Source organism: Sphingomonas faeni (genome assembly GCF_040407505.1).
Taxonomy (GTDB): Bacteria; Pseudomonadota; Alphaproteobacteria; order Sphingomonadales; family Sphingomonadaceae; genus Sphingomonas; species Sphingomonas faeni_E.
The window spans coordinates 380,847-404,813 of record NZ_JAPZPQ010000002.1 but is presented as its reverse complement, the minus strand read 5'-3'; the positions used below and the strand labels follow the sequence as shown (position 1 = coordinate 404,813).

The 23,967-nt window shown below is 65.4% G+C and carries 20 protein-coding genes and 1 tRNA gene; 14 read left to right on the top strand and 7 right to left on the bottom strand.

Annotated features, from left to right (window positions below; genetic code table 11):
- Positions 1-32 precede the first annotated feature (32 nt).
- From O6X71_RS08445 to ppc, 3 genes are all read left to right on the top strand, one after another.
- A complete protein-coding gene (locus O6X71_RS08445) occupies positions 33-599 on the top strand; it encodes an HNH endonuclease (protein ID WP_056052248.1) in 567 nt (188 codons plus the stop codon).
- Positions 600-624: 25 nt separating this feature from the next.
- Complete coding sequence (locus tag O6X71_RS08440) at positions 625-999, top strand: EF-hand domain-containing protein (protein ID WP_333929088.1); 375 nt, start codon at positions 625-627, stop codon at positions 997-999.
- Between the two features lie 104 nt (positions 1,000-1,103).
- Positions 1,104-3,779 (top strand): phosphoenolpyruvate carboxylase, encoded by a 2,676-nt coding sequence (ppc, locus tag O6X71_RS08435; RefSeq protein ID WP_353465439.1) that lies wholly within the window; start codon positions 1,104-1,106, stop codon positions 3,777-3,779.
- Between the two features lie 148 nt (positions 3,780-3,927).
- Here the strand turns inward: ppc and O6X71_RS08430 are convergent, their stop codons facing one another.
- Complete coding sequence (locus tag O6X71_RS08430) at positions 3,928-4,320, bottom strand: acyl-CoA thioesterase (RefSeq protein ID WP_093398525.1); 393 nt, start codon at positions 4,318-4,320, stop codon at positions 3,928-3,930.
- Positions 4,317-6,371, bottom strand: a complete 2,055-nt coding sequence (locus O6X71_RS08425) for a S9 family peptidase (RefSeq protein WP_353465438.1) — start codon at positions 6,369-6,371, stop codon at positions 4,317-4,319. Before O6X71_RS08425 ends, O6X71_RS08430 begins: the two co-directional genes overlap by 4 nt.
- A 484-nt stretch (positions 6,372-6,855) precedes the next feature.
- Between O6X71_RS08425 and O6X71_RS08420 the strand changes: the two genes are divergently transcribed.
- Positions 6,856-8,655 (top strand): aminopeptidase P family protein, encoded by a 1,800-nt coding sequence (locus tag O6X71_RS08420; RefSeq protein ID WP_353465437.1) that lies wholly within the window; start codon positions 6,856-6,858, stop codon positions 8,653-8,655.
- On the opposite strand, the gene O6X71_RS08415 is transcribed toward O6X71_RS08420, so the two are convergent.
- Positions 8,648-8,785, bottom strand: a complete 138-nt coding sequence (locus tag O6X71_RS08415; RefSeq protein ID WP_254686153.1) for a hypothetical protein — start codon at positions 8,783-8,785, stop codon at positions 8,648-8,650. The genes O6X71_RS08420 and O6X71_RS08415 overlap by 8 nt on opposite strands.
- 89 nt (positions 8,786-8,874) lie before the next feature.
- Here O6X71_RS08415 and O6X71_RS08410 point away from each other — a divergent pair.
- Positions 8,875-8,949: transfer RNA gene (locus tag O6X71_RS08410), tRNA-Thr, on the top strand.
- A gap of 88 nt (positions 8,950-9,037) precedes the next feature.
- Here the strand turns inward: O6X71_RS08410 and O6X71_RS08405 are convergent.
- Complete coding sequence (locus O6X71_RS08405) at positions 9,038-10,126, bottom strand: Gfo/Idh/MocA family protein (RefSeq protein WP_353465435.1); 1,089 nt, start codon at positions 10,124-10,126, stop codon at positions 9,038-9,040.
- 30 nt (positions 10,127-10,156) lie between these two features.
- Here O6X71_RS08405 and O6X71_RS08400 point away from each other — a divergent pair, with 30 nt between their 5' ends.
- The 7 genes from O6X71_RS08400 (at position 10,157) to O6X71_RS08370 (ending at position 18,377) form a co-directional block, all read left to right on the top strand.
- A complete protein-coding gene (locus O6X71_RS08400; RefSeq protein ID WP_353465434.1) occupies positions 10,157-11,050 on the top strand; it encodes an aldo/keto reductase in 894 nt (297 codons plus the stop codon).
- Positions 11,047-12,114, top strand: coding sequence for an LLM class flavin-dependent oxidoreductase (locus tag O6X71_RS08395; protein ID WP_353465432.1), 1,068 nt, complete (start codon positions 11,047-11,049; stop codon positions 12,112-12,114). The genes O6X71_RS08400 and O6X71_RS08395 overlap by 4 nt, the downstream gene beginning before the upstream one ends.
- A gap of 341 nt (positions 12,115-12,455) precedes the next feature.
- The gene (locus O6X71_RS08390) at positions 12,456-13,703 is read left to right on the top strand and encodes an MFS transporter (protein ID WP_353465431.1); all 1,248 of its coding nucleotides are present in this window, start codon (positions 12,456-12,458) and stop codon (positions 13,701-13,703) included.
- A gap of 88 nt (positions 13,704-13,791) precedes the next feature.
- Positions 13,792-16,131 (top strand): TonB-dependent receptor, encoded by a 2,340-nt coding sequence (locus O6X71_RS08385; protein WP_353465430.1) that lies wholly within the window; start codon positions 13,792-13,794, stop codon positions 16,129-16,131.
- Between the two features lie 127 nt (positions 16,132-16,258).
- Complete coding sequence (locus tag O6X71_RS08380) at positions 16,259-16,717, top strand: DUF2721 domain-containing protein (protein WP_056065567.1); 459 nt, start codon at positions 16,259-16,261, stop codon at positions 16,715-16,717.
- Complete coding sequence (locus O6X71_RS08375; protein ID WP_353465428.1) at positions 16,714-17,136, top strand: DUF4345 domain-containing protein; 423 nt, start codon at positions 16,714-16,716, stop codon at positions 17,134-17,136. Before O6X71_RS08380 ends, O6X71_RS08375 begins: the two co-directional genes overlap by 4 nt.
- Positions 17,137-17,198: 62 nt before the next feature.
- A complete protein-coding gene (locus O6X71_RS08370; RefSeq protein WP_353465426.1) occupies positions 17,199-18,377 on the top strand; it encodes an MBL fold metallo-hydrolase in 1,179 nt (392 codons plus the stop codon).
- 274 nt (positions 18,378-18,651) lie between these two features.
- Here O6X71_RS08370 and O6X71_RS08365 read toward each other — a convergent pair whose 3' ends face one another.
- Entirely contained in the window at positions 18,652-19,038 is a 387-nt protein-coding gene (locus O6X71_RS08365) for a VOC family protein (RefSeq protein ID WP_353443560.1), read from the bottom strand.
- Between the two features lie 167 nt (positions 19,039-19,205).
- Positions 19,206-20,036, bottom strand: coding sequence for a ferredoxin--NADP reductase (locus O6X71_RS08360; RefSeq protein ID WP_353465425.1), 831 nt, complete (start codon positions 20,034-20,036; stop codon positions 19,206-19,208).
- Positions 20,037-20,202: 166 nt separating this feature from the next.
- Here O6X71_RS08360 and uvrB point away from each other — a divergent pair, with 166 nt between their 5' ends.
- Complete coding sequence (uvrB, locus tag O6X71_RS08355) at positions 20,203-22,401, top strand: excinuclease ABC subunit UvrB (RefSeq protein WP_056065553.1); 2,199 nt, start codon at positions 20,203-20,205, stop codon at positions 22,399-22,401.
- Positions 22,402-22,451: 50 nt separating this feature from the next.
- Here the strand turns inward: uvrB and O6X71_RS08350 are convergent, their stop codons facing one another.
- Positions 22,452-22,829, bottom strand: coding sequence for a PRC-barrel domain-containing protein (locus O6X71_RS08350; protein ID WP_056065550.1), 378 nt, complete (start codon positions 22,827-22,829; stop codon positions 22,452-22,454).
- Positions 22,830-22,941: 112 nt separating this feature from the next.
- On the opposite strand from O6X71_RS08350, the gene O6X71_RS08345 reads away from it, so the two are divergent.
- Positions 22,942-23,523, top strand: a complete 582-nt coding sequence (locus tag O6X71_RS08345; RefSeq protein WP_353465424.1) for a hypothetical protein — start codon at positions 22,942-22,944, stop codon at positions 23,521-23,523.
- Positions 23,524-23,967 lie beyond the last annotated feature (444 nt).

The window sequence follows — 23,967 nt, the reverse complement described above, 5'->3', positions numbered from 1 at the left end:
GGGCGCTCTGCGAAGCCTGAGTGGGAGGAGCCGTGTTTCACCCCGATCTGATGCGTCATCCGGATGGTTGTCCGGCGCTTGTGCTCAATGCCGATTACACGCCGCTTTCCTACTATCCGCTCAGCGTCTGGCCGTGGCAGACCGCGGTCAAGGCTGTCTTCCTCGACCGCGTCGACATCGTCGCCACCTATGAACGCGAAGTGCGCAGCGCCAATTTCGCGCTGAAGCTGCCCTCGGTGATCGCGCTCAAGCAGTTCGTCCGACCGTCGCAATTTCCCGCCTTCACCCGGTTCAACCTGTTCCTGCGCGACAAGTTCACCTGCCAATATTGCGGCAAGCTGCGCGATCTCACCTTCGACCATGTCGTCCCCCGCGCGCAAGGCGGTCGTACCACATGGGAGAACGTCGTCACCGCCTGCTCGCCCTGCAACCTCAAAAAGGGCGGTCGCACGCCGAAACAGGCGGCGATGCCGCTCCACATCGAGGCGATCCGCCCGACCAATTGGCATCTCCAGGAACACGGCCGCAGCTTCCCGCCCAACTACCTGCACGACACGTGGCACGACTGGCTCTATTGGGACATCGAACTCGAGGCCTGACGGCATCGATACGACGGGAGATTCTATGCAGGTGAAACTGGTAGCGGCGCTCGCCGCGACGGGAATTCTGGTGTCCGCGTGCGGCAACAAGGACGAGCAGCGCGCACAGGCCGACGCCAACGCGGTCGGCTTCGTGCCGCCATCTGTGACGTCACGGCTCGATTTCGGGGCCAGCATGGAACGGCGTTTCCGCACGCTCGACCGCAACGGCGACGATCGGGTGACCAAGGACGAACTCCCCTCGCCCAACGCCCGCATCAAGGCGTTCGACCGCAACAAGGACGGCGTGATCACCGCGATCGAGTGGAGCGAAGGCACGCTCGCCTGGTTCGACAAGATGGACCTGAACCACGACGGCACGGTCACGTCGGAAGAGCGCGCGGAGTCGCGTAAGCGCTGATTTGTGCAATAATCTGTCGCCCGAAGCACTAAATAAGCGACTATTTACGCGTGTCGCACGGTGTTCGTTGTTGACCTGATCCCTGCCGCAGCGCAGCAGGGATCATGGCAAGCCTCCCCGCAATCGCGAACAATTCCGACATCCGCTTCCTTGGCAAACTGCTCGGCGACGTGATCCGCGCCTATGGCGGCGAGCGTCTGTTCGCAGCCACCGAGACCATTCGGAAAGCCTCCGTCGAGCGCCACCGCGACGCCTCCGAAGGCAAGCCCGGCGACGATCGCGCGGTCGATCTCAGCCTCGAAAAGCTCAACCTCGACGAGACGCTCGATTTCGTCCGCGGCTTCATGCTGTTCTCGATGCTCGCCAACCTCGCCGAGGACCGCCAGGGCATCGCCGCGGAAGACGGCGCCGACCTTGCCTCCGCGATCGCGCAGCTCGAATCCGAAGGCATCGACCGAGCCCAGATCCGTACGCTGCTCGATCACGCGCTGATCGCTCCCGTGCTCACCGCGCATCCGACCGAAGTGCGGCGCAAGAGCATGATCGACCACCGCAACCGCATCGCCGAGCTGATGGGCCTGCGCGATCTCGGCCGCGACACCACGCCGGATGGCGACAGCGTCGACGACGCGATCCTCCGCCAGATCGCGCTGCTCTGGCAAACCCGCGTCCTCCGCCGCGACCGCCTCTACGTCACCGACGAGGTCGACACCGCGCTCAGCTATCTCCGCGATGTGTTCCTCCCCGCGCTCCCCGCGCTCTACCAGCGCTGGGACCGCGCGCTCGGCGAACGCACGCCTAGTTTCTTGCGCCCCGGCAGCTGGATCGGCGGCGACCGCGACGGCAACCCGTACGTCACGGCGGACTCGCTCAGGACCGCACTGTCGAAAGCGAGCGAGGCCGTGCTCGGCTACTACTGCGACGCGGTCCACGCACTCGGCGCCGAACTTTCGATCTCGACCGAGCACGCTCCCGCCGACGCCGCGGTGCAGGCGCTTGCCGACGCCAGCGGCGACGATGCCGCCAGCCGCAGCGACGAGCCCTATCGCCGCGCGCTCTCCGGCATCTACGCCCGGCTGTCCGCCACGCACGACGCACTCACGGGCAAGCACGCCCCCCGCCCCGGCCGCCTCGTCGGCGAACCCTATGCGAACCCCGCCGACTTCCGTGCCGACCTCGTCACGCTCGCGCACGGCCTCGGCATCGCGCTCAAGACCGGCGGCGCGCTCGGTCGGCTGATCCGCGCGGTCGAGACGTTCGGCTTCCACCTCGCCACCTTGGACCTCCGCCAGAACAGCGCCGTCCACGAACGCGTCGTCGCCGAACTGCTCAAGGTGGCGGGGGTCGAAGACGATTACCTCACGCTCGACGAGGACGCCCGCGTCGCGCTGCTCCGCCGCGAACTCGCCAACGCCCGCCCCCTTACCTCGCGCTTCGCCGAATATTCGGAGGAAACCGCCGGCGAACTCGCGATCGTCCAGGCCGCCGCCGACGCGCACGCCGCCTACGGCCCCGCCTGCATCACCAACTACATCGTCTCGATGGCGCAGTCGGTCAGCGACCTGCTCGAAGTGAATTTGCTCCTGAAGGAAGTAGGCCTCTACCGCCCCGGCGAAACACCGACCGCCGCGATCATGGCGGTCCCCCTGTTCGAGACGATCGGCGATCTCGAAGCCGCCCCCGCCGTCATGACCGCGTGGTTCGCGCTCCCCGAGATCGCGACCATCTCGAAGGCGCGCGGCCATCAGGAAGTGATGATCGGCTATTCCGACAGCAACAAGGACGGCGGCTACCTCACCTCAACCTGGCAGCTCTCGAAAGCCTCGACCGCGTTGAAGCCCGTCTTCGCCGCCGCCGGCGTCGGCATGCAGCTGTTCCACGGTCGCGGCGGCGCAGTCGGGCGCGGCGGCGGCTCGGCGTTCCGCGCGATCCGCGCGCAGCCCTCGGGCACCGTCCAGGGCCGCATCCGCATCACGGAACAAGGCGAAGTCATCGCCGCCAAATACGGTACGCGCGACGCCGCGATGACCAACCTCGAGGCGATCGCCTCGGCCACGTTGCTCGCAAGCCTCGAACCCGAACGCCTTTCCAATGCCGACAACGCAAGCTTCTCTGCGGCAATGGACAAGCTCAGCGACACTGCGTTCCACAGCTATCGCGACCTCGTCTACGGTACCGAAGGCTTTCGCACCTTCTTCCGCCAGATGACGCCGATCGCCGAGATCGCCGGCCTCAAAATCGGCAGCCGCCCCGCCAGCCGCACCAAGTCCGACCGCATCGAAGACCTCCGCGCGATCCCCTGGGTGTTCAGCTGGGCGCAAGCGCGTGTCATGCTCCCCGGCTGGTACGGGGTAGGACGCGCGATCGCCGATTTCGAGGACAAGGCGCTGTTGAAGGACATGGCACAAGGCTGGCCGCTGTTCGCCTCCGCACTGGCCAATCTGGAGATGGTGCTCGCCAAGTCCGACATCGGCATCGCCGAACGCTATGCCGGGCTAGTCGAGGACGACAAACTCCGCGAGATCTTCACCACGATCCGCGACGGCTGGCACCAGACCCACGACGGGCTTCTGCAAGTCACCGGCCAGTCGCGCCTGCTCGAAAAGCACCCCGCGCTGGACGCCTCGATCCGCCTCCGCCTCCCCTATATCGAGCCCCTCAACCTCCTCCAGATCGAACTGATCAAGCGCCGCCGAGCAGGCGAGGACGACCCGCGGATAGGCGAAGGCATCCTCCTATCCATCAACGCAATCGCCACAGCCCTGCGAAACAGCGGCTAAACTCCCTCGCCCCTCCGGGGAGAGGGAAGGGGCCCGCCGCACTTGCGGTGGGAAGGGAGAGGGGCGTTGGGATGGACGTCCCGAGCCTCACGCCCCTCACCCTTCCGCTCCTACGTCGCTCCCTCCCTCTCCCCGGAGGGGAGAGGGATTACGAGTAAAACGGCGCAGCGACATCCTCGCGCACCCGCATCAACCGCCCGGTCGCACGATCCAGCAAAGCCCAGGTCGTCACCGCCTCCAGCTTCACCCGCCCATCGTCCCCGACAAACCGAACATGCCGATCGAACCGAGCCCCCTTAGGCGCCCCCTCGACCCAAGTCTCCCCGACAACCGTCTCCCCCGAGACCACACTCCCGCGGTAATCGATCTCATGCCGCGTCACGACCCACACATAGGCCAGCTTATGCTCAGCAGGCGCCACCGCCTCCCAATGTGCAGTCGCGATGGCCTGGATCCACTGCACCCAGACCGCATTGTTCACATGCCCAAGCTCGTCGATATCCGCGTCCTGCGCCGTGATCGAGAGCGTGAACCGGCTCACCCCGAGACGCCCAGCTGCCACAGCACGAACGCGTGCTCCTCTGCGCCCTCACGCAGCGACTCGAACCGCCCCGACTTGCCGCCATGCCCCGCGCCCATGTTGGTCTTGAGCAACAGCACGTTGTCGTCGGTCTTCATCAACCGCAGCTTGGCCGCCCACTTCGCCGGCTCCCAATAGGTCACGCGCGGATCGTTCAGCCCGCCGCTGATGAACATCGGCGGATAAGCCTGCGCCTTCACGTTGTCATACGGCGAATACGACCGGATCAGCTCGAACGCAGCCTCGTCCTCGATCGGGTTCCCCCACTCCGGCCACTCGCCCGGCGTCAGCGGCAGGCTCTCGTCGAGCATCGTGTTCAGCACGTCGACGAACGGCACGTCCGCGATCACCGCACCCCACAACTCGGGATCCGAATTGACCACCGCCCCCATCAGCTCGCCGCCAGCAGACCGCCCCGCGATCGCGATCTTCCCCGCCGACGTCCACTGCGCGTCGACCAGCGCCTTCGCCACATCGACGAAATCGTTGAACGTGTTCGCGCGCTTCTCGAGCTTGCCATCCAGATACCATTGCTGGCCCAAATCATCGCCGCCGCGGATATGCGCGATCGCATAGGCGAACCCGCGATCAAGCAGGCTCATGCGGCCCGTCGAGAAGCCCGGCGGGATCGCATAGCCGTACGCGCCATACGCATAGAGAAACAACGGCGCAGACCCGTCGCGCACGAACCCCGCCGGATACACGATCGAGACCGGTATCTCGGTCCCGTCCCGCGCGGCGATCTTGAGCCGCTCGGTCGCATATTTCGCGGCGTCGTAGCCGCTCGGGATTTCCTGCACCTTGAGCATCGTCCGCTCACCGGTATCGACGTCGTAATCATACACGGTGCCAGGCGTGACCATCGACTCATACCCAAGCCGCAGCACGGTCATGTCGTATTCGGGATTGTCCCCCAGCCCGGCGACATAGCTCGCCTCGGGGAAGTCGATCCGCTTGCCCTCGGTCGGCGTCTCGTATCGGTGGATCGCGATCTGATCGAGACCGTCCTCGCGCCCATCGACGACGAAGAAGTCCTGATAGCACTCGACCCCGGTCATGTAGAAATGCGGCGAGGCCGGAATCAGCTCGCTCCAGGCATCCGGCTCCTCGACCAGCGCGGTGCAAAGCCGGAAATTCGGATCGACGTCGTTGGTATGGATGAACAGCGTCCCGTCATGCTCGTCCACATCATATTCGCGGCCCACCTTCCGCGCCGAAACGAGGATCGGCACGGCCAGAGGTTCGTGCGCCGGCAGCAGATACAGTTCGCTGGTCACATGGTCGCTGGTCGCGATCACGATCCACTTCCGCGAACTCGTCTCGCCGACCCCGACGCGGAAACCCTCGTCTTCCTCGTGGAACAGCACGACGTCCTCGGAGATCGGCGTCCCCAACCGGTGGAACCGCGCATTGTCCGTCCGCCACTGCTCGTTCGCCAGACCGTACAGGAAGCCCGCATCGTCCGCGGTCCAGACGATCTCGCTGAGCATCCCCGGGATCACGTCGGGCAGATGCTCGCCGGTATCCAGGTCCTTGACCCGAACCTCGAACCGCTCGCTCCCATTGTCGTCGATCGCATAGGCGAGATAGCGCCCGTCATTGCTGATAGAGAACGCCCCGAGCCGGAAATACTCATGCCCCTCCGCCAGCGCCGGCTCGTCGAGCAACAGCTCGTCGTCACCGCCGGCCACTGGCTTGCGCCACCATTTCTTGTACTGCCCGCCGGTCTCGTACGCGGTCCAGTAGAGCCAATCGCCGTCCTTCTGCGGCACCGAGGATTCGTCCTCCTTGATACGCGCCTTCATCTCTTCGTAGATCGTGTCGGTAAGCGCTTCGTGCGGCGCCATCTGCTCTTCGAAATACGCATTCTCGGCAGCGAGATACGCGAGCACGTCGGCGTCATCGACCTCCGGATAGTTCGGATCCTTCAGCCACGCATAGAGATCCTCGATCGTCACGCCATGCGTGGTGAAGCTGTGCGGGCGCTGTTCGGCGATGGGGGGCGTGGTCATGCCGGTGTGTTAGCCGTGCAGGGTGTGGATGCCAAACGCTGTGGCGTTTGCGAGCGATCGATAGAAACCGCGCACCACTCCCACGCCACCACCCCGGCGAAGGCCGGGGCCCAATTGGGGGACGGCAATAACGGAGGATCGCGCGCAGTTACTGCGACCTTTCCAATTGGGCCCCGGCCTCCGCCGGGGTGGTGATAGCTGGTGTAAGCGCCCGTGCACCAAACGTGTTTCCCCGCGAAGGCGGGGACCCAGACTGGGCTCCCGCCTTCGCGGGAGAACAAGGGGGTCGGTAGAATCGGTTCGCTCGTCTAGCGAACGTGCGTCCGGCGAGGTGTCGCCCCTCGCCGCTGTCCTACAAACCGCGTTTCTGCCACAACGCCCCGCATGACCCGGCAAACCCCGCTGCAATACCAACGGGACGCGCATCGCAACCTCGCCAGACTGTGAACTTTGTGAACTTCGGCCCCAACGAGAGACCCAAGACATGCCCCCGCTGACCGACCGCCTCGCCGCCCTCCGCACCCAGCTCCAAGCAGACCGCCTCGACGGCTTCGTAATTCCGCTCACCGACGAGCATATGAGCGAATATGTCGGCGGCTACGCGCAGCGCCTCGGCTGGCTCACCGGGTTCGGCGGATCAGCGGGCACGGCGGTCGTGCTGGCCGACCGTGCGGCGATCTTTACCGACGGGCGCTACACGATCCAGGTTCGCGAACAGGTCGATGGTGCGCACTGGGACTATGAGCCCGTGCCGCAAACCAGCCCCGCCGCGTGGCTTGGCAAGCATGCACCCGAGGGCGGTCGGATCGGTTACGACCCGTGGCTGCACACCGGGACCTGGGTCGCCGACGCCACCACCGCGCTCGCCGACCGTGGCGCGACGCTGGTTGCGGTCGACGTCAACCCGATCGATGCGATCTGGACCGATCGCCCCGCCCCCTCGCCGGCCAAGCTGACGGTCCAGCCGGACGAGTTCACCGGTGCCTCGTCCGCCGAAAAGCGCGCGAAGATCGCCGACTGGCTGTCCGAGCAGAATGCCGACGCGGTCATCCTGTCCGCACTCGATTCGATCGCTTGGGCGCTCAACGTCCGCGGTGGCGACGTCGATCACACGCCCGTCGCGCTGTCCTACGCGATCGTCGGCGCGGACGGCACCACCGACCTGTTCGTCGCGCCCGACAAGCTCGACGACGCGGTCCGCCAGCATCTGGGCAACGCGGTCCGCCTTCATGATCGCACCGCGTTCGCCGCTGCGCTGGGCACCTATTCCGGCAAGCGCGTCGCCGCCGATCCCGAACGCGCGGTCGCCGCGATCACGCAAGCGCTCCAGGCCGGCGGCGCGAAGATCCTGCCGCTGCGCGATCCCGTCGTGCTCGCCAAGGCGATCAAGAACCCCGTCGAGATAAACGGCCACCGTGCCGCCTCCGCCCGCGACGGCGCCGCACTCGCGCGTTTCCTGCGCTGGGTCGAGAGCGAGTGCGTGAAGGGCGGGCAAACCGAACTCAGCGCCGCCGCCAAACTGCTCGCCTTCCGCGAACAGACCGGCCTGCTGAAGGATACCTCGTTCGACACCATTTCGGCGACCGGGCCGCACGGCGCGAGCCCGCATTACCATGTCACCGAGGAGTCGAGCGCGCCGATCGAACCCGGCCAGCTCTATCTGATCGACTCCGGCGGACAATATGCGGACGGCACCACCGACGTGACGCGCGTGATGCCGATCGGCGAACCGACCGAAGAGATGCGCGACCGCTTCACCCGCGTCCTGAAGGGCCATATCGGCATCGCTACCGCGGTCTTCCCCGACGGCACGATGGGCGGCCAGATCGACGCCTTCGCCCGCCGCCCGCTCTGGGAAGCCGGCCTCGATTTCGGCCACGGCACCGGCCACGGCATCGGCGCGTATCTCGCGGTGCACGAGGGTCCGCAGCGGATTGCCTCACCCAATTATCCCGGCGGCGCGGCGATGGAGCCCCTGCGTGCCGGCATGATGCTCTCCAACGAGCCCGGCTATTACAAGGCCGGCGAATACGGCATCCGCATCGAGAATCTGATCCTGATCGAACCGCGCGCCATTCCCGGCGCCGACCGGGAGATGCTGGGCTTCGAGACGCTCACCTTCTGCCCGATCGAGCGCACGCTGATCGAGCCGACACTGCTGACCGCAGCAGAACGCCAATGGGTCGACGACTATCACGCACAGGTGCTGGCGGTCCTCACCCCCGAAATGACCGACACGGAGGATCGCGCTTGGCTCGCCGCCAAATGCGCACCGCTTACTTGAGCGGGTCGTCCTCGGTCGCAGGCGCGGCGCTGACAGCACGCGCCTGCGCCTTCCGCCGCCGCAGGTTCTCGCGCAGCGCGGCGGCCATGCGCTCGGCCTTTTCCGCCGCCTTTCGATCCCGGTCATCCATAATTTCGCCCTACATTGTGGTGGGACAGCTTGACAACCGCCCCGCCCTCGTCTCTTAGCCCCACTCCGCCGGCAGCGATGCCAGCGAGTGCTGCCGTAGCTCAGTGGTAGAGCGCATCCTTGGTAAGGCTGAGGTCGTGAGTTCAATCCTCACCGGCAGCACCATTTTTTCAACATTTGATCGTCGTGACAAGCATCCCCTGCGGGGACACCGACTTCCGCCGGGGTCTGTATTGACGCTTCCGCGAACGTTCTAGAGCCCGAGTTCGGCCATCGTCACGACGCGGTGTTCGCGGGCGCTGATCTCGGCGGCGGTGCCGATCGCGACGGCGCGCAGGCCGTCCTCCGCGGTGACCTGGACTGATCCCTCCCCGCGGACCGCTGCGGCGAAGGCGGCGTGCTGGTAGTAGGTCGCGCCTTCGTGCGAGCCGGCGGCCTTGGCGGCGGGGTCTACGGCGACGTGCGCACGCTCGACCTGCTTCGGGTTCAGGAAACCGACGCGGGGGGAATAGACGAGTTCGCCTGCGGGGATCAGCACGTCGAGGCGGGCGGCGTCGCCGGTGGCGGACATCTCCTCTTGGTTCTCGGCACCGTCGGCGAACATGCTGAGGTCGAGCATCGCGCGCACCCCGTTGGCGAAGTCGACGGTCGTGAAGCTGTTGTCGATGATGTCGGGGCGCTGCCCGTCATAGCGTTCGTCGAGATGGTTCACGTCCATTGCGCCCGAGCAATATACGCGGACCGCTTCGGATCCGACAATCAGCCGCATCAGGTCGAAGAAATGGCAGCATTTCTCGACCATCGTGCCGCCGGTGTTGGCAGAGAAGCGGTTCCAGTCGCCGACCTTGGGGAGGAAAGGGAAGCGGTGTTCGCGGATCGAGAGCATCTGAAGGCGGCCGACGCGGCCTGCGTGGACCTGTTCGATAAACGCGGCGGCGGGGGGCATGAAGCGGTATTCCATCCCCGTCCAGAACGGCTTCGAATGAACGGCAGCGCGGTCGACGATCCAGCGGGCGTCCTCGATCGTCGTCGCCAGCGGCTTCTCGCAGAGGATCGCAGCGTCCATGTCGAACAGCCGATCCAGCACGTCGCGGTGCGTTTTGTTGGGCGAGGCGATGACGATCGCATCGACGTCGGCGCCTTTTGCGAAGGCCTCAACGCTGTCGAATCGTGCGACATTGGCGGCGCGGTCGCCAAGCGCATCGGTCGCCCAATCGAGCGAGGTCGCGACCGGATCAGCGATCGCGACGATCTCGGCACCGGGCAGGATCGCCAGGTTTCGAAGGTGTTCGACGCCCATCATGCCCGTTCCGACGACGCCGTATCTGATCGTGGCTACCAAGCTGTCATTCCCTATGCCATGGCCGCCTGCATGACGACGATCCGCCTTTCCAACGACCTTCGCCCGCTCGGCAAGAGCGAAATCCTTGTTTCGCCGATAGCCTGGGGCATGTGGCGGCTGGCCGGAGAGGTCGCCCCGGTCCACGCCATGATCGAGGCCGCGCTGTCGGCCGGGATCAACTTCTTCGACACCGCCGACATCTATGGCTGCGACGTGCCCGCCGGGTTCGGCTCGGCGGAGGAACTGTTCGGGCGCGCGCTGGCCGAAGACCGGTCATTGCGTGCGAAAATGGTGATTGCGACTAAGGCGGGCATCCGTCCCGGCATCCCGTATAATTCGAGCGCGACGTATCTTGCCGATGCGCTCGACGCGTCGCTGACGCGGATCGGCGTCGAGCAGGTCGACCTCTACCAGATCCACCGCCGTGATTTCCTCACGCATCCGCACGAAGTGGCCGAAACGCTGACCCGGATGATCGACGCGGGCAAGATCCGCAGCATCGGCGTGTCGAATTACAGCGTGCACGAGTTTGATGCGTTGCAGGCGTTCCTGGGCCAGCCGATCGTCAGCACGCAGCCGGAGTTCTCGCCGCTGCGCACCGCGCCGCTGTTCGACGGGACGCTCGACCACGCGATGCGGCGCGACGTTGCGGTGATGGCGTGGTCGCCGCTCGGGGGCGGACGCCTCGCGCAGGGCAATCATCCCGCGGCCAAGCTGCTCGCCGAGCATGGCGCGCGCTACGACGTCGATGCGGCGACCGCGACGCTGGCGTGGATCATGGCGCATCCGGCGCGGATCATTCCGATCGTCGGATCGCAGAATGCGGCGCGGATCGCTGCGTCGGCGGATGCTTACAAGGTCGAGTGGACGCGGGCCGAATGGTATGGCGTGCTGCAGGCCGGGATGGGTGAGAATTTGCCATGAGCGACCTGCCTCCCTGCGAAATCAGCTGGTTCTCCGCGCTGTGCGACGACGATTACGAGTTTCTCGGCGTGCCCGATGCGGCACTGAAATCGAGCTGGGAGCATTGCCGCGACATCGTGATGCAGGCCGAGACCGCCGGCTACGATAATATCCTGTTGCCGTCGGGCTATGCGCTGGGGATCGACACGACCGCATTCGCCGCGGGGATCGCGCCGATGCTGAAGCGCCTGCGGTTGCTGATGGCGGTACGGATCGGCGAGAGCTGGCCGCCGCAACTCGCGCGACAGATCGCGACGATCGACCGGATGCTCGGCGGACGGCTGGCGATCAACATCATCTCGAGCGACCTGCCGGGCGAGAAGCTGGAGAGCGCGCCGCGCTACGCGCGCACGGTCGAGGCGATGCACATCCTGCGGACGTTGCTCGACGGCAAGCCGCTCGATCATGATGGCGCGTTCTGGAAGCTAAAGGTCGATCCGCCTCGGGTGACGACGGTTTCAGGGGCATGTCCGGCGTTGTATTTCGGCGGGCTTTCGGAGGCGGCGCGCGATGCGGCGGCGACCAATGCCGACGTGTATCTGATGTGGCCGGATACGATGGACGCGGTGCGGGCGATCGTTGCGGATTTGCGGTCGCGGGCGGCAAAGTATGGGCGGACGTTGCGGTTCGGGTACCGCGTGCATGTCGTGGTGCGCGAGACCGAGGCGGAAGCGCGTGCGGCGGCTGACCGGCTGTTGTCGAAGCTGGACGATGCCGAGGGTCGCGCGATCCGGGAGCGGTCGCTGGATTCGCAATCGGCGGGCGTGCGGCGTCAGGCCGAGCTGCGCGAAGGATCGGACGATGGCTATGCGGAGGCGAACCTCTGGACCGGCATCGGCCGCGCCCGCTCGGGCTGCGGCGCGGCGATCGTCGGCGATCCGGATCAGGTACTGGCTAAGCTGAATGCTTACCGGGCGGAGGGGATCGATGCGTTTATTCTCTCCGGGTATCCGCATGCGGCCGAGGCGGATCTGTTTGCGCGGCATGTGTTGCCGCGGATCGAACATGGCCCTTTGGTGATCTGAGCAACTCGATCTCTCCAACAATCGACCACCCCGGCGAAGGCCGCGGCCCAATTGGGGGACGGTAGTAACGTAGGGCGGTCCGTCGTTACTGGGGACTTTCCAATTGGGCCCCGGCCTTCGCCGGGGTGGTGTGAGGTTGGCGGCGGCCCTTCCCCTTCCTTGTTCTCCCGCGAAGGCGGGAGCCCAGTCTGGGTCCCCGCCTTCGCGGGGAAACAAGGGTGCTCGAAGGAGATGGCCGCCAAGCCAATCCGGAGTGAGCCCCACCCGCTGCAACCAAATAACCGGCTTCACGAAGAGAAACTGGCTAGCCTCCCCGCCACGCTCGTCCATGCTAAGCGCGTATGACCAAGCCTACCAAGACCGTCGCGCAGCTCAGCGCCCACGCCCGCGCGCTGCTGTTCGCGCTCGTCGTCACCGCCGGTATCCTAAACCTCGTCGACCGCCAGATCATCTCCGTCCTGAAGCCGATCATCGCCACCGATCTCGGCTGGAGCGACGACGACTACGGGACGCTCGCCGCGTGGTTCCAGGGCGGCGCGGCGTTCGCGTTCCTGTTCACCGGGTGGATCGTCGACAAGCTCGGCGTCAAATGGGCGAACCCGATCGGCGTTGCAGCGTGGAGCATCGCGGCGATGGCACATGGCTGGGCGCGGTCGATGACCGAATTCGTGATGATCCGCGTCAGCCTCGGCGCGACAGAGGCGATGGGGACGCCGACGGGGATCAAGACGATCGCGTCAGTGCTGCCGAAGAACTGGCGATCAAGCGGGTTCGGCGCGACCAACGCCGCCAACAGCATCGGCGCGATCCTGGCGCCGCTCGCGATCCCGGGTGTCGCGTTGCTGGTCGGGTGGCGTGGGACGTTCGTCGCGGCGGGCGCGCTCGGGCTCGTCTGGGCCGCGGTATGGCTGGTCGCGACACGGCGCGTGACCTTCTCCCCGCCCCGTCCGGTCGAGACGGATACCGCTCCCCTTACTGAGTACGGCCCGATCCTGCGCAACCGTCAGACCTGGGCGATCGTGGTCGCCAAGGTCCTGTCGGATGCGACGTGGTGGCTGTTGCTGTTCTGGTTGCCCGACTTCTTCCACAGGCAATACGGCCTGACCGGCGTCGCGCTCGGCGTACCGCTCGCCATTGCCTATGGTGGCGCGGCGGTCGGATCGCTGCTCGGCGGTGGTGTTTCGACGCGGCTGCTGAGCCTTGGCTACAGCGTCAACACGGTGCGCAAAGGCATCTTGCTGGTCGCCGCGCTCTGCGTCCTGCCAATCCCGCTGGTGCTGTATGCAGGCAATTATGCGGTCACGATCGGGCTCATGGCACTGACGCTCGCGGCGCATCAGGCATTCTCGACCAATCTTTTCGCGCTGATCGCCGACGTCGTGCCACAGGACAAGCTTGGTCGCGTGACGGCGTTCGGATCATTGAGCGGCAACGTCGGCGGCATGGTGATCGCTAAGGTCGCGGGGCTCGTGCTCACCGCAGGCCTCGGATATCTCCCGTTATTCCTGTTCGCGAGCGTGTCGTACCTGCTCGCGGTCGGATGGATCCAGCTGCTGCTGCCGACGCTGCGACCGATCGAGGCGCGCTAAAGCTGATACGACGCACCTGCATATCGTTCTTTATACCCATCGCGCGAATGGGATTTACAAGGCGGCATCAATTTCGGGGAGGGAACCCATGATCGACCCACGCATCCAGCGGCGCCATGTCGCGTTGTTCGCCGGCACCGCACTCGTCGCGCTCGTCACTCCGGCTACTGCGCAGGATATTCCCGCGACGACACCGGCAACGGCGTCGACAACCGCGCCCGCCCCGGCTGCCCAGAGCGACGAGGTCATCGTCACCGCGCGCTACCGCAACGAGACGCTCCAGTCGGTGCCGATCGCGATCACCGCGGTCAGCGGCCAGTCGCTCGCCGAGCGCCAGTTGAACACGGTCGAGAACATCGCCGCGACGATCCCCTCGGTCGGCTTCCGCAGCGGCGCGTCGAACAAGGATCGCACGATCTTCATCCGCGGCGTCGGCACGATCACCACCTCGCCCGGCGTCGAGCCATCGGTGTCGACCGTGCTCGATGGCGTCGTCCTCACCCGCCCGGGCCAGTCGACGCTCGACCTCGGCGAAGTCGAGCGGATCGAGGTGTTGCGCGGGCCGCAGGGCACCTTGTTCGGCAAGAACGCCTCGGCGGGCGTGGTCAACATCGTCACGCGCAACCCGACCGACGAATTCCGCGCGTTCGGCGAGGCCGGCATCACCTCCGACGAGGAATATCGGATCAAGGCCGGCATCTCGGGCGCCCTCGTCCCCGGCAAGGTACAGGCCCTGATCGGCGGGCTGTACGACGACTATAAGGGCAACGTCCGCAACGTCGTGCAGGGCAAGGACGTCAACGGCTACCGGCGCTATGGCGCGCGCGGCAAGCTGGTCGTCACGCCGTCGGACGACCTGAAGTTCACGATCATCGGCGATTATCTCAACTCGCACGATACGACGCCGACCAGCGTTTACGCCGCCACCAGCCGCACCGCCTATCCGACTGGTGTCGTCACCAATTCGCCCGACCTCGCCGCCGCGCTGGGCGCAAGCGGGATCGTCGCGGGGCCGAGCAATCGCCGGACGAACAATAACTCGATCACCGATGTGAAGGACGAGAATTACGGCGGGTCGTTCACCGGCGAACTCGCGCTTGGCGATTATCACATCACCTCGATCACCGGCTGGCGGCAGTGGCTGAACAACCAGCGCCAGGATTACGACAGCGTCGCCGCGCTCTCGACCGTGTTCCCGTCGGGGCAGGACGCGGGCAGCGTGAATACCAAGCAATTCTCCGAGGAACTGCGCCTCACCTCACCCAAAGGCGGGCTGATCGATTACGTCGTCGGCGCCTATTACCTGCACGCGACGACCGACGAGCGATACCAGCGCACGCTAACGTCGCTCGCGGCGGGTGGCGCGCAGAGCACGACCACGGGCGTCGCCAACTACGGCATCACCAACGACAATTACGCGCTGTTCGGTGAGGCGAACGTCAACTTCACGCCGAAATTCCGCGGTATCGCCGGCTACCGCTCGACCTGGGACAGCCTGGATTTCTACCACGTCCGCACCTCGACTGCGGATCCGCTCAACACCGGCGCGGCGGCGCTCGATCGGCCCGGCGTCCGCGCGTATCACAACGCGACGGGCGGCATCGACAAGCGCGGCGACAGCTATCGTCTCGGGCTGCAGTATGATCTGGGCGAGCATGCGCAGACCTATTTCACCTATTCGCACGGCTATAAGGGCCCGGCGTACAACGTGTATTTCAACATGCGCTCGCTCAACGCGACGACGCCGCTCGACGAAGTGCCGCTGAGCCCGGAGACGTCCAATTCCTACGAGGTCGGACTGAAGGGCAGCACCGCGAACCGCGCGCTGAGCTATAGCCTGGCCGCGTTCACGACCAACTTCGACGGGTATCAGGCGAGCTTTAACGACGTCGTCGCGGGCGCGCAGGTCAGCCGGCTGATCAACGCCGGATCGGTCCGCTCGCGCGGGGTCGAGACGGACGTAACGCTGCGCCCGACCAAGGGCCTGACGCTCGATATTTCCGCCGCCTATACCGATGCGACGGTGCGCAACTTCCTCTGCCCGACCGGCGCGCCGACGAGCTGCAACATCAACGGCCAGCCGCTCCCCTATGCTCCGAAGATCAAGTTGTACGAGAATGCAGCGTACAAGTTCGGGCTGACCGACACGCTGGCGCTGGAACTCCAGACCGACGTGACGTTCAGCAGCAAGGTGCAATATTCGCTCGCCGAGACGCCGAGCACGATCCAGCCTTCGTACGCGATCTGGAACGCGAGCGTCGCGGTGCTGAGCGATACGTCCGGGTGGCAGCTGCGCGCGTATGTGAAGAACCTGACGAACACCTCCTATTCGTCGTTCCTCACCGCGGGCACGTTCGCCGGCACCGTCCGGTTCGTGCCGCGCGACGACAAGCGCTATGCCGGGCTGCTCCTCCGCAAGGATTTCTGACCGAGCCTGGACTCTGCTGATGTCGTTGTGGCTGGATCGCCCCTTCGGTTGACAAGCCGCTGTAATTGCGGCGCCATGCGGTACGCGCGTTCTTCCTATCGAGCGCGTTTTACCACATGGTGCCCGCATGCCGACGATCCCCGCCGTCTCGACGATCGCCCAGACGATCCAGCTTTCGCTAGCGCCCGTGTTCATGCTGGCGGGTATCGGCCAGTTGCTGAACGTACTTGCCGGCCGCCTGTCACGGGTGATCGATCGCGCGCGGAAGCTCGAACATCTGCACGCAAGCAGCACCGGGCCGGAGCATGTCCGCTTCGTCTGGGAATTGCGCCTGCTCGACCGCCGGATGACGATCATCAACGCCGCGCTGTTCCTCGCGGTCTCCAGTGCGATCATGACGTGTATCCTGATCGCGCTGCTGTTCATCGCCGAACTCGCGAAGCTGCATTTCGGGACCTACGTCGCGGTGTGCTTCATTCTCGCGATGATCCTGCTGATCGCCGCGCTCATCTCGTTCATCTTCGAGGTGCGGATTTCGCTCCGCGCATTTCGTATCCGCCCCGAATTGCTGAGGCCCCTGCCATGACCGGCTCGATCGAGAAGCGCCTGTTGCAGGCCGTTATCGCGGTGGCGTGCCTGTTGCCGCTGATCGTCGGCGGCCAGGGTATCCTGCACGGCCCTGCGCCATTCGGGCATCTGGCCGATGTGCCGAAGGATCTCGACAGCCATTTTCGGTATATCTCGGGGATATTCTTCGCGACCGGTCTCGGGTTCGTCAGTTGCATCCCGAATATCGAGCGCAAGGGACCGCGGTTCCGGTTGCTCGGCGGGCTGATCTTCGTCGGGGGCGTATCGCGGCTGGTATCGTTGATCGCGGTCGGCGTGCCATCGCAGGGCCACGTGCTCGGATTGGGCATGGAGACGATCGTCGTGCCGTTGCTGATGCTGTGGCAATGGAATTTCGCGCGGCGGAATTTCGCGCGGCGGACCGGATTGCGCGCTTGATCTGAACGATGATCGACAGCGTGCGTTAGGGCGACATCCAATCCCATGCAGACAGGAACGCCGTGACGAGACTATTGAAGATCGTCGGCGGTACGATCCTGTTGCTGATCGTGATCGGTGCGCTGATCGTGACGATCGTGCCGCAATTCCTCGATCGCATCTATTATCGCGGGTCTGCATCTGGCCATTTCGACGGTGCGCGGTTCTTCAATCCCGACGGCGACGCGGATACGAAGCAGATACAGCCTAAGGGCAGTGGCGGTGGCCGTGCGAGCTTCTTCTGGAAGTATTTCACCGGCAGCGATGGCCGACCTGCATGGCCGAAGTCGGTCGCGGTGAACCGCATCACGCCGCCCGCCCGCGTCGAGGGCAGGCAGATGGTGGTGACATGGGTCGGCCATGCCAGCGTGCTGATCCAGACTCAAGGGCTGAACATCCTCACCGATCCGGTCTGGGCGGAGAAGGCGGGGCCGCTGGACACGGGGCCGCGGCGTGTCGCCGAGCCGGGGATTGCGTTCGATGCGTTGCCGAAGATTGACGTCGTGCTGGTCAGCCACAATCACTACGATCATCTCGACAAGGCGACGCTGCAGCGGCTCTGGCAGCGCGATCAGCCGCGGATCGTCACCAGCTTGGGCAACGACAGCGTGATCGGCCAGACCGGCGCGCAGGCGACCGCGCTCGACTGGGGCCAGCGGGTGGCGATCAAGCCCGGCGTCGCGGTCACCGTGACGCGCAATCATCATTGGGGCAGCCGCTGGTTCACCGATCGCAACCGCGCGCTGTGGTCGAGTTTTGTCGTGACCTTGCCGGGCGGGAATGTGTTCTTTGCGGGCGATACCGGTATGGGCGACGGCAAGTGGCCGGGTGAGGCTGCGGCGCTGGGGCCGATCCGGCTGGCGCTGATCCCGATCGGTGCGTTCCGGTTCGTCGATGGGCAGATGGAGTCGGGCAGCCATATCGGGCCGGTCGATGCGGTCGAAGTATATCGCCGGCTGGGCGCGGCGCACGCGATCCCGATCCACTGGGGGACGTTCCGGCTGTCGTTCGAGGGGTATGATACGCCGCCGAAACTGCTGGCGGCGGCGATGCGGTGTACGGGGCAAAGTGGTTTCGAACCCGTGGCGATCGGGCGGCCGACGGAGGTTGCGGGGTATGTAAAGCCGGTGACGGTAACGCCGATAGCTCGGGCTGCTTTGTTGCAGTGTCTCAATACGCCGACGGTGCGGGACTTGCGCTAAATTCTCCGTCACCTCGAAGCTGTTCGGCGCAATCCCCTTCGACCGAGTAAGCCTGTTTCCCCGCGAAAGCGGAGACCCAGACTGGGCTCCCGCCTTCGCGGGAGAACAACGAGAGAGAGACGTAACGCCGGCCACACACATCCGACCACCCCGGCGAAAGCCGGGGCCCAATTGGGGAAGGCTGCTAATGGTGGACAGCCCCTCGTTACTGCCACCTTTCCAATTGGGCCCCGGCCTTCGCCGGGGTGGTATTTCCGTCAATCGTGCCCGCACCTCACCCCATCTTGAACACGCAGAGCTTGTTGCCGTCGGGATCGCGGAAATACGCGCCGTAGAAGCCCATCTCCTCAGGCCCGCGCGTGCCGGCAGCGCCTTCGTCCGCTGCACCCAGTTCGATCGCTTTGGCGTAGACCTGGTCGACCTGCTCGCGCGAATCCGCAGCGAGCGCGACCATCGTGCCGTTGCCCGCGGTCGCGGCCGCGCCGTCATAGGGCTTGCCGATCACGAGCATCGGCTTGTCGGGGCCCGCGCCGTAGAAGGTGAGCTGGCGTGCGTCGGGCATCTGCATGAGGCGCTTGCCGCCGACCGTCGCGAACAGCGCATCGTAGAACGCCAGTGCGGCGTCGATATCGTTGGTGCCGAGCGTCGCGTAGCCGATCATGGGTCTCTCCTCTTATGAATAAGGAGCGATATCGGCGGGTTACGCGGGGGACGCAACAAGCTGTTCGCCCGCGAAGGCGGGGGTCCAGGCCCGAACCCTCCCGGGATGCGACGGTGCAATAATCCCTGGGCCCCCGCGTTCGCGGGGGAACCCAAAGCTCAAGGCCGTCAGCCGACGAACGCGCGTTCGATCACGAACGTACCCGGCTTCGAATTCGCGCCCTCCTCGAAGCCCTGCGCTTCGAGCATCACCGCGAATTCCTTGATCATCTCGGTCGAGCCGCACAGCATCGCGCGATCGGTCTCGGGGTTGAGTTTCTGCTCGCCGCGGACAGGGTGGCCGAACAGCGACGCATCCTCGATCAGCGCGCCGATCCGCCGCGTGGTGCGGAACGGCTCGCGCGTCACGGTCGGGATGTAGTGGAACTGCGTCTGCGCTTCGTCGGCGATCAGGGGATCCTCGGCCAACAAGCCGACCATCTCGTCGTGATAGGCGAGATCGCTCACGCGGCGCACGCTGTGTACGACGATCACCTGCTCATACGCGGCATAGACGTCGGGATCGCGCATCAGGCTGAGGAACGGCGCGAGGCCGGTGCCGGTCGAGAACATGAACAGGCGCCTCCCCGGCAGCAACGCGTCGAGCACCAGCGTGCCGGTGGGCTTCTTGCCGAGATACACTTCGTCGCCGGGCTGGATCAGCTGAAGCTTCGAGGTCAGCGGGCCGTCCTCGACCTTGATCGACAGGAACTCGAGTTCCTCCGAATAATGCGGGGACGCGATCGAATAGGCGCGCATGATCGGCTTGCCGCCTTCCTGGGGAAGACCAATCATCACGAACTCGCCCGAGCGGAAGCGGAAGGTCGACGGGCGCTCGATCGCGAAGCTGAACAGATGTTCGTTCCAGTGACGCACCCACAGCACCTTGGCGTTGAGGAACGCGGGGGTTTCGGGAATGAGCGCGGGCGGGCGCGTTGCTTCGACGGTCGGGGCGGTCATGCGTCTATTCCTTGGCCTGCGCGCGGGCGCTGGCGGATCGATGGCTTGCGAAACGGTCGCATTATGGGCGTGAGCGGGACGGGTCAACAACAGCTAAACTTGGCATCGCCCAAACAGGTCCCGTGGCCGTTGCCGACTCAGGCCATGTTCCCCATATTCCCCCTCGATGGCCATTCAGATCCGCACCAGCCTCGCCGAGCCCGAAACCGGCGAAAGCTTCGTCCCGCACCGCCCGACCGCGCGCCCCGACAAGGTCGAGGGCGGCAAGCGGTTCAACCTCGTCAGCGAGTACGAACCCGCGGGCGACCAGCCCACCGCGATCGCCGAACTCGTCTCCGCGATCGGCGACGGCGAGAAGGACCAGGTGCTGCTCGGCGTCACTGGCTCGGGCAAGACCTTCACGATGGCCAGCGTCATCAACCGCGTCCAGCGCCCCGCGCTGATCCTCGCGCCGAACAAGATCCTGGCGGCGCAGCTCTACGGCGAGATGAAGTCGTTCTTCCCTGACAACGCGGTCGAATATTTCGTCAGCTATTACGATTATTACCAGCCCGAAGCGTATGTTGCGCGCTCTGACACGTACATCGAGAAGGAATCGTCGACCAACGAGTCGATCGACCGGATGCGGCATTCCGCCACCCGCGCGCTGCTCGAACGCGACGACGTGATCATCGTCGCGTCGGTCTCGTGCCTGTACGGCATCGGCTCGGTCGAGACCTATTCGGCGATGATCTTCGACCTTAAGAAGGGCACGACGGTCGACCAGCGTGAGATCGTGCGGAAACTCGTCGCGCTCCAGTACAAGCGCAACGACGCGGCGTTCCAGCGCGGCAATTTCCGCGTGAAGGGCGACACGCTCGAGATCTTCCCGTCGCATTACGAGGACAGCGCGTGGCGCATCTCGTTCTTCGGCGACGATATCGAGGAGATCATCGAGTTCGATCCGCTGACCGGCAAGAAGGTCGCGTCGCTGAACTCGGTGCGCGTCTATGCGAACTCGCATTACGTGACGCCCGGACCGACGCTCAAGCAGGCGGGCGAGGCGATCAAGCACGAGTTGGCCGAGCGATTGAAGGAACTGGTGCTGGAGGGCAAGCTGCTGGAGGCGCAGCGGCTCGAGCAGCGGACGAACTTCGATCTTGAGATGATCGCGGCGACCGGCTCCTGCGCGGGGATCGAGAATTACTCGCGCTTCCTCACCGGCCGCATGCCGGGCGAGCCGCCGCCCACTCTGTTCGAATATCTCCCGGACAACGCGCTGCTGTTCGTAGACGAGAGCCACGTCACGATCGGCCAGATCAACGGCATGTCGCGCGGCGATCACCGGCGTAAATTGACGCTCGCCGAATACGGCTTCCGCCTGCCGAGCGCGATCGACAACCGGCCGCTGCGCTTCAACGAATGGGACGCGATGCGGCCGCCGACGACATATGTCTCGGCGACCCCGGGCAGCTGGGAGATGGAGCAGACCGGCGGCGTGTTCGCCGAACAGGTCATCCGCCCGACCGGGCTGATCGATCCGCCCGTCGAGATCAAGCCGGTCGAGGAGCAGGTCCAGGACCTGATCGTCGAGGTCGGCAAGACCACGGCGCTAGGCTACCGCACGCTCGTCACCACGCTGACCAAACGGATGGCCGAAGATCTGACCGAATATATGCACGAGGCGGGGATCAAGGTCCGCTACATGCACAGCGACGTCGAGACGCTGGAGCGCATCGAACTGATCCGCGACCTGCGGCTCGGCGTGTACGACGTGCTGATCGGCATCAACCTGCTGCGCGAGGGATTGGACATCCCCGAATGCGGGCTGGTCGCGATCCTCGATGCGGACAAGGAGGGCTTCCTGCGCTCGGAGACATCGCTGATCCAGACGATCGGTCGTGCGGCGCGCAACGTCGACGGCCGCGTGATCCTGTACGCCGACCGCGTCACCGGATCGATGGAGCGCGCGATGAACGAGACCTCGCGCCGCCGCGAGAAGCAGGTCGCGTACAACACCGAACACGGCATCACCCCGACGACGATCCGCCGCAACATCGGCGACATCATCGCGCATGTGGCGAGCCAGGATCAGGTGACGATCCCGATCGACGAGGACCGCCCGCACATGGTCGGGCATAACCTGCGTGCGTATATCGAGGATCTTGAGAAGCAGATGCGCAAGGCCGCAAGCGACCTGGAGTTCGAGACCGCCGGGCGACTTCGCGACGAGATCCGGCAGTTGGAGAACGAGGAACTGGGCCTGCCGGTCGACCAGCAGAAGGCGCCGGTCATGGGACGTTCGAACGAGGGCAAGCCCGGCACGCGGAAAACGCGTTACGGCAAGAGCCAGAAAATGCGGATGGGGGGATCGCGGTCGCGGTGATCGCGGACGTCACCGGTGCGGCAACTTACCCGCACCGGTCGAAATGTAGCTTAGCCGACGACGAGATCTTCGCTGCTCGACCCGTAATAGCTGGCAACGCGGTCGGCATAGGCCTGGTCGAACACCGGCGCGTTGTTGGCCCAGCTCGGGCCGCCTTCGAGGACGCGCTTGTCGATCGTGACGACGTATAGGTCGCGGACCGCGTCGAACTGGAGGAGCGCGAAGGGCAGCGGGTAGAAGCTCTTGCCCATCCCGAGGAAGCCGCCGAGGCTGAGGACCGCGTGGGTGACGCGGCCGGTGCCCTTGTGGACCATGAACGCGTGGACCGAGCCGACATTGTCGCCATCGCGGCTCTCGACCTTCATCGTGCCGGAGATGTTCGACTGGACGAGCAACTGGGTGGGCGTCTGGGCGGCGGTATCGGACATGGACGTTCTCCTGATTTCTTCCGTCGTTGAACCGGTATCACCGTGCGGCGGTTCCCGCCGGGCGCGCTTCGTCGTACTTGAGCGACCGCCGGGCGTGCCGCATAGCGATGCGATGCGCACTCCGTCCCCTCACCTCGTCGGCTTGCGATCGCTCGCCCGCCCTCTCGTCCTAGCGCGTCTTGCCGGTCTGGCGACGCTCGCGTCGATCGCGGGCTGCGTGCCGCCACCGCGGGCCGAAGCGCCGCCCCCGCCGCGCACCGTGGCCCCACCCGCTGCTCCGGCACCGCGCCCGGTACCGATTGCTGCCGACTGGCGCGACTGGCCGTATTCGCCGGGGACTTGGGTCTATCGCCGCGATGCGCGCGGTTCGATCGCGTTGTTCGGGCCTGCCAACGCCGACGCGTCGCTGACAGTGCGGTGCGACACTACGGCGCGCCAGGTCTACCTGTCGCGCGCGGGGAGCACGGCGACGCCGCTCACGATCCGCACGTCGAGTGTGACGCGCGCCGTGTCCGTACAACCGACCGGGGGCACGCCGCCCTATGTCGCGGCTGCGCTGATGCCGAACGATTCGTTGCTGGAGGCGATGGGGTTCAGTCGCGGGCGGTTCGTCGTCCAGCAGGCCGGACTTCCGCCGCTCGTCGTGCCCGCCTGGGCCGAGATCGAGCGCGTCACCGAAGATTGCCGCGGCTGATTTCGGTGAAGTGGCAGTCGCACAGGATTGCCCGAAAACTTCCGTAAAACAAGGCTTGTATCGCAGGCGCGGTCGGCACACATTGGCGTTGCGGTCAGGCTTGGCCGCGTTGTTTCAACAAGCGAAAGGAGGTGATCCGATGTCTCATGGTTCAGCAGTGAGTTCGGTTCGGTTCGTTCGGGGGACGCACCGCTAACGCCGCCGACATGCGTGGGGAGTATTCTCTCCCAGTCAACGCGTGTGTCATAGGATAGGTGGTACGCATGGTCCTCCGGGCTGGAGCTCTCCGGCCGCTGACCATGTCTGGAGGCTGTCGGGTCGTCGGGAGATGATCCGGCAGCCTCTTTTCGTTTGTAGGAACTACGTGGCGTGTTGGCATGCTGCGCTCGGGGGCAAACCCATTGCCCGGCCGCCTAATGTGGGGCCAATCCCAGACTCCACAGC

Coding starts and splice junctions, on each gene's coding strand:
- O6X71_RS08375 (WP_353465428.1), top strand. CDS start 16,714: ATGACCGGCTCGATCGAGAAGCGCCTGTTGCAGGCCGTTATCGCGGTG.
- O6X71_RS08420 (WP_353465437.1), top strand. CDS start 6,856: ATGCCCCCGCTGACCGACCGCCTCGCCGCCCTCCGCACCCAGCTCCAA.
- O6X71_RS08425 (WP_353465438.1), bottom strand. CDS start 6,371: ATGACCACGCCCCCCATCGCCGAACAGCGCCCGCACAGCTTCACCACG.
- O6X71_RS08400 (WP_353465434.1), top strand. CDS start 10,157: ATGACGACGATCCGCCTTTCCAACGACCTTCGCCCGCTCGGCAAGAGC.
- uvrB (WP_056065553.1), top strand. CDS start 20,203: ATGGCCATTCAGATCCGCACCAGCCTCGCCGAGCCCGAAACCGGCGAA.
- O6X71_RS08380 (WP_056065567.1), top strand. CDS start 16,259: ATGCCGACGATCCCCGCCGTCTCGACGATCGCCCAGACGATCCAGCTT.
- O6X71_RS08385 (WP_353465430.1), top strand. CDS start 13,792: ATGATCGACCCACGCATCCAGCGGCGCCATGTCGCGTTGTTCGCCGGC.
- O6X71_RS08365 (WP_353443560.1), bottom strand. CDS start 19,038: ATGATCGGCTACGCGACGCTCGGCACCAACGATATCGACGCCGCACTG.
- O6X71_RS08415 (WP_254686153.1), bottom strand. CDS start 8,785: ATGGATGACCGGGATCGAAAGGCGGCGGAAAAGGCCGAGCGCATGGCC.
- O6X71_RS08390 (WP_353465431.1), top strand. CDS start 12,456: ATGACCAAGCCTACCAAGACCGTCGCGCAGCTCAGCGCCCACGCCCGC.
- O6X71_RS08395 (WP_353465432.1), top strand. CDS start 11,047: ATGAGCGACCTGCCTCCCTGCGAAATCAGCTGGTTCTCCGCGCTGTGC.
- O6X71_RS08345 (WP_353465424.1), top strand. CDS start 22,942: ATGCGCACTCCGTCCCCTCACCTCGTCGGCTTGCGATCGCTCGCCCGC.
- ppc (WP_353465439.1), top strand. CDS start 1,104: ATGGCAAGCCTCCCCGCAATCGCGAACAATTCCGACATCCGCTTCCTT.
- O6X71_RS08360 (WP_353465425.1), bottom strand. CDS start 20,036: ATGACCGCCCCGACCGTCGAAGCAACGCGCCCGCCCGCGCTCATTCCC.
- O6X71_RS08350 (WP_056065550.1), bottom strand. CDS start 22,829: ATGTCCGATACCGCCGCCCAGACGCCCACCCAGTTGCTCGTCCAGTCG.
- O6X71_RS08440 (WP_333929088.1), top strand. CDS start 625: ATGCAGGTGAAACTGGTAGCGGCGCTCGCCGCGACGGGAATTCTGGTG.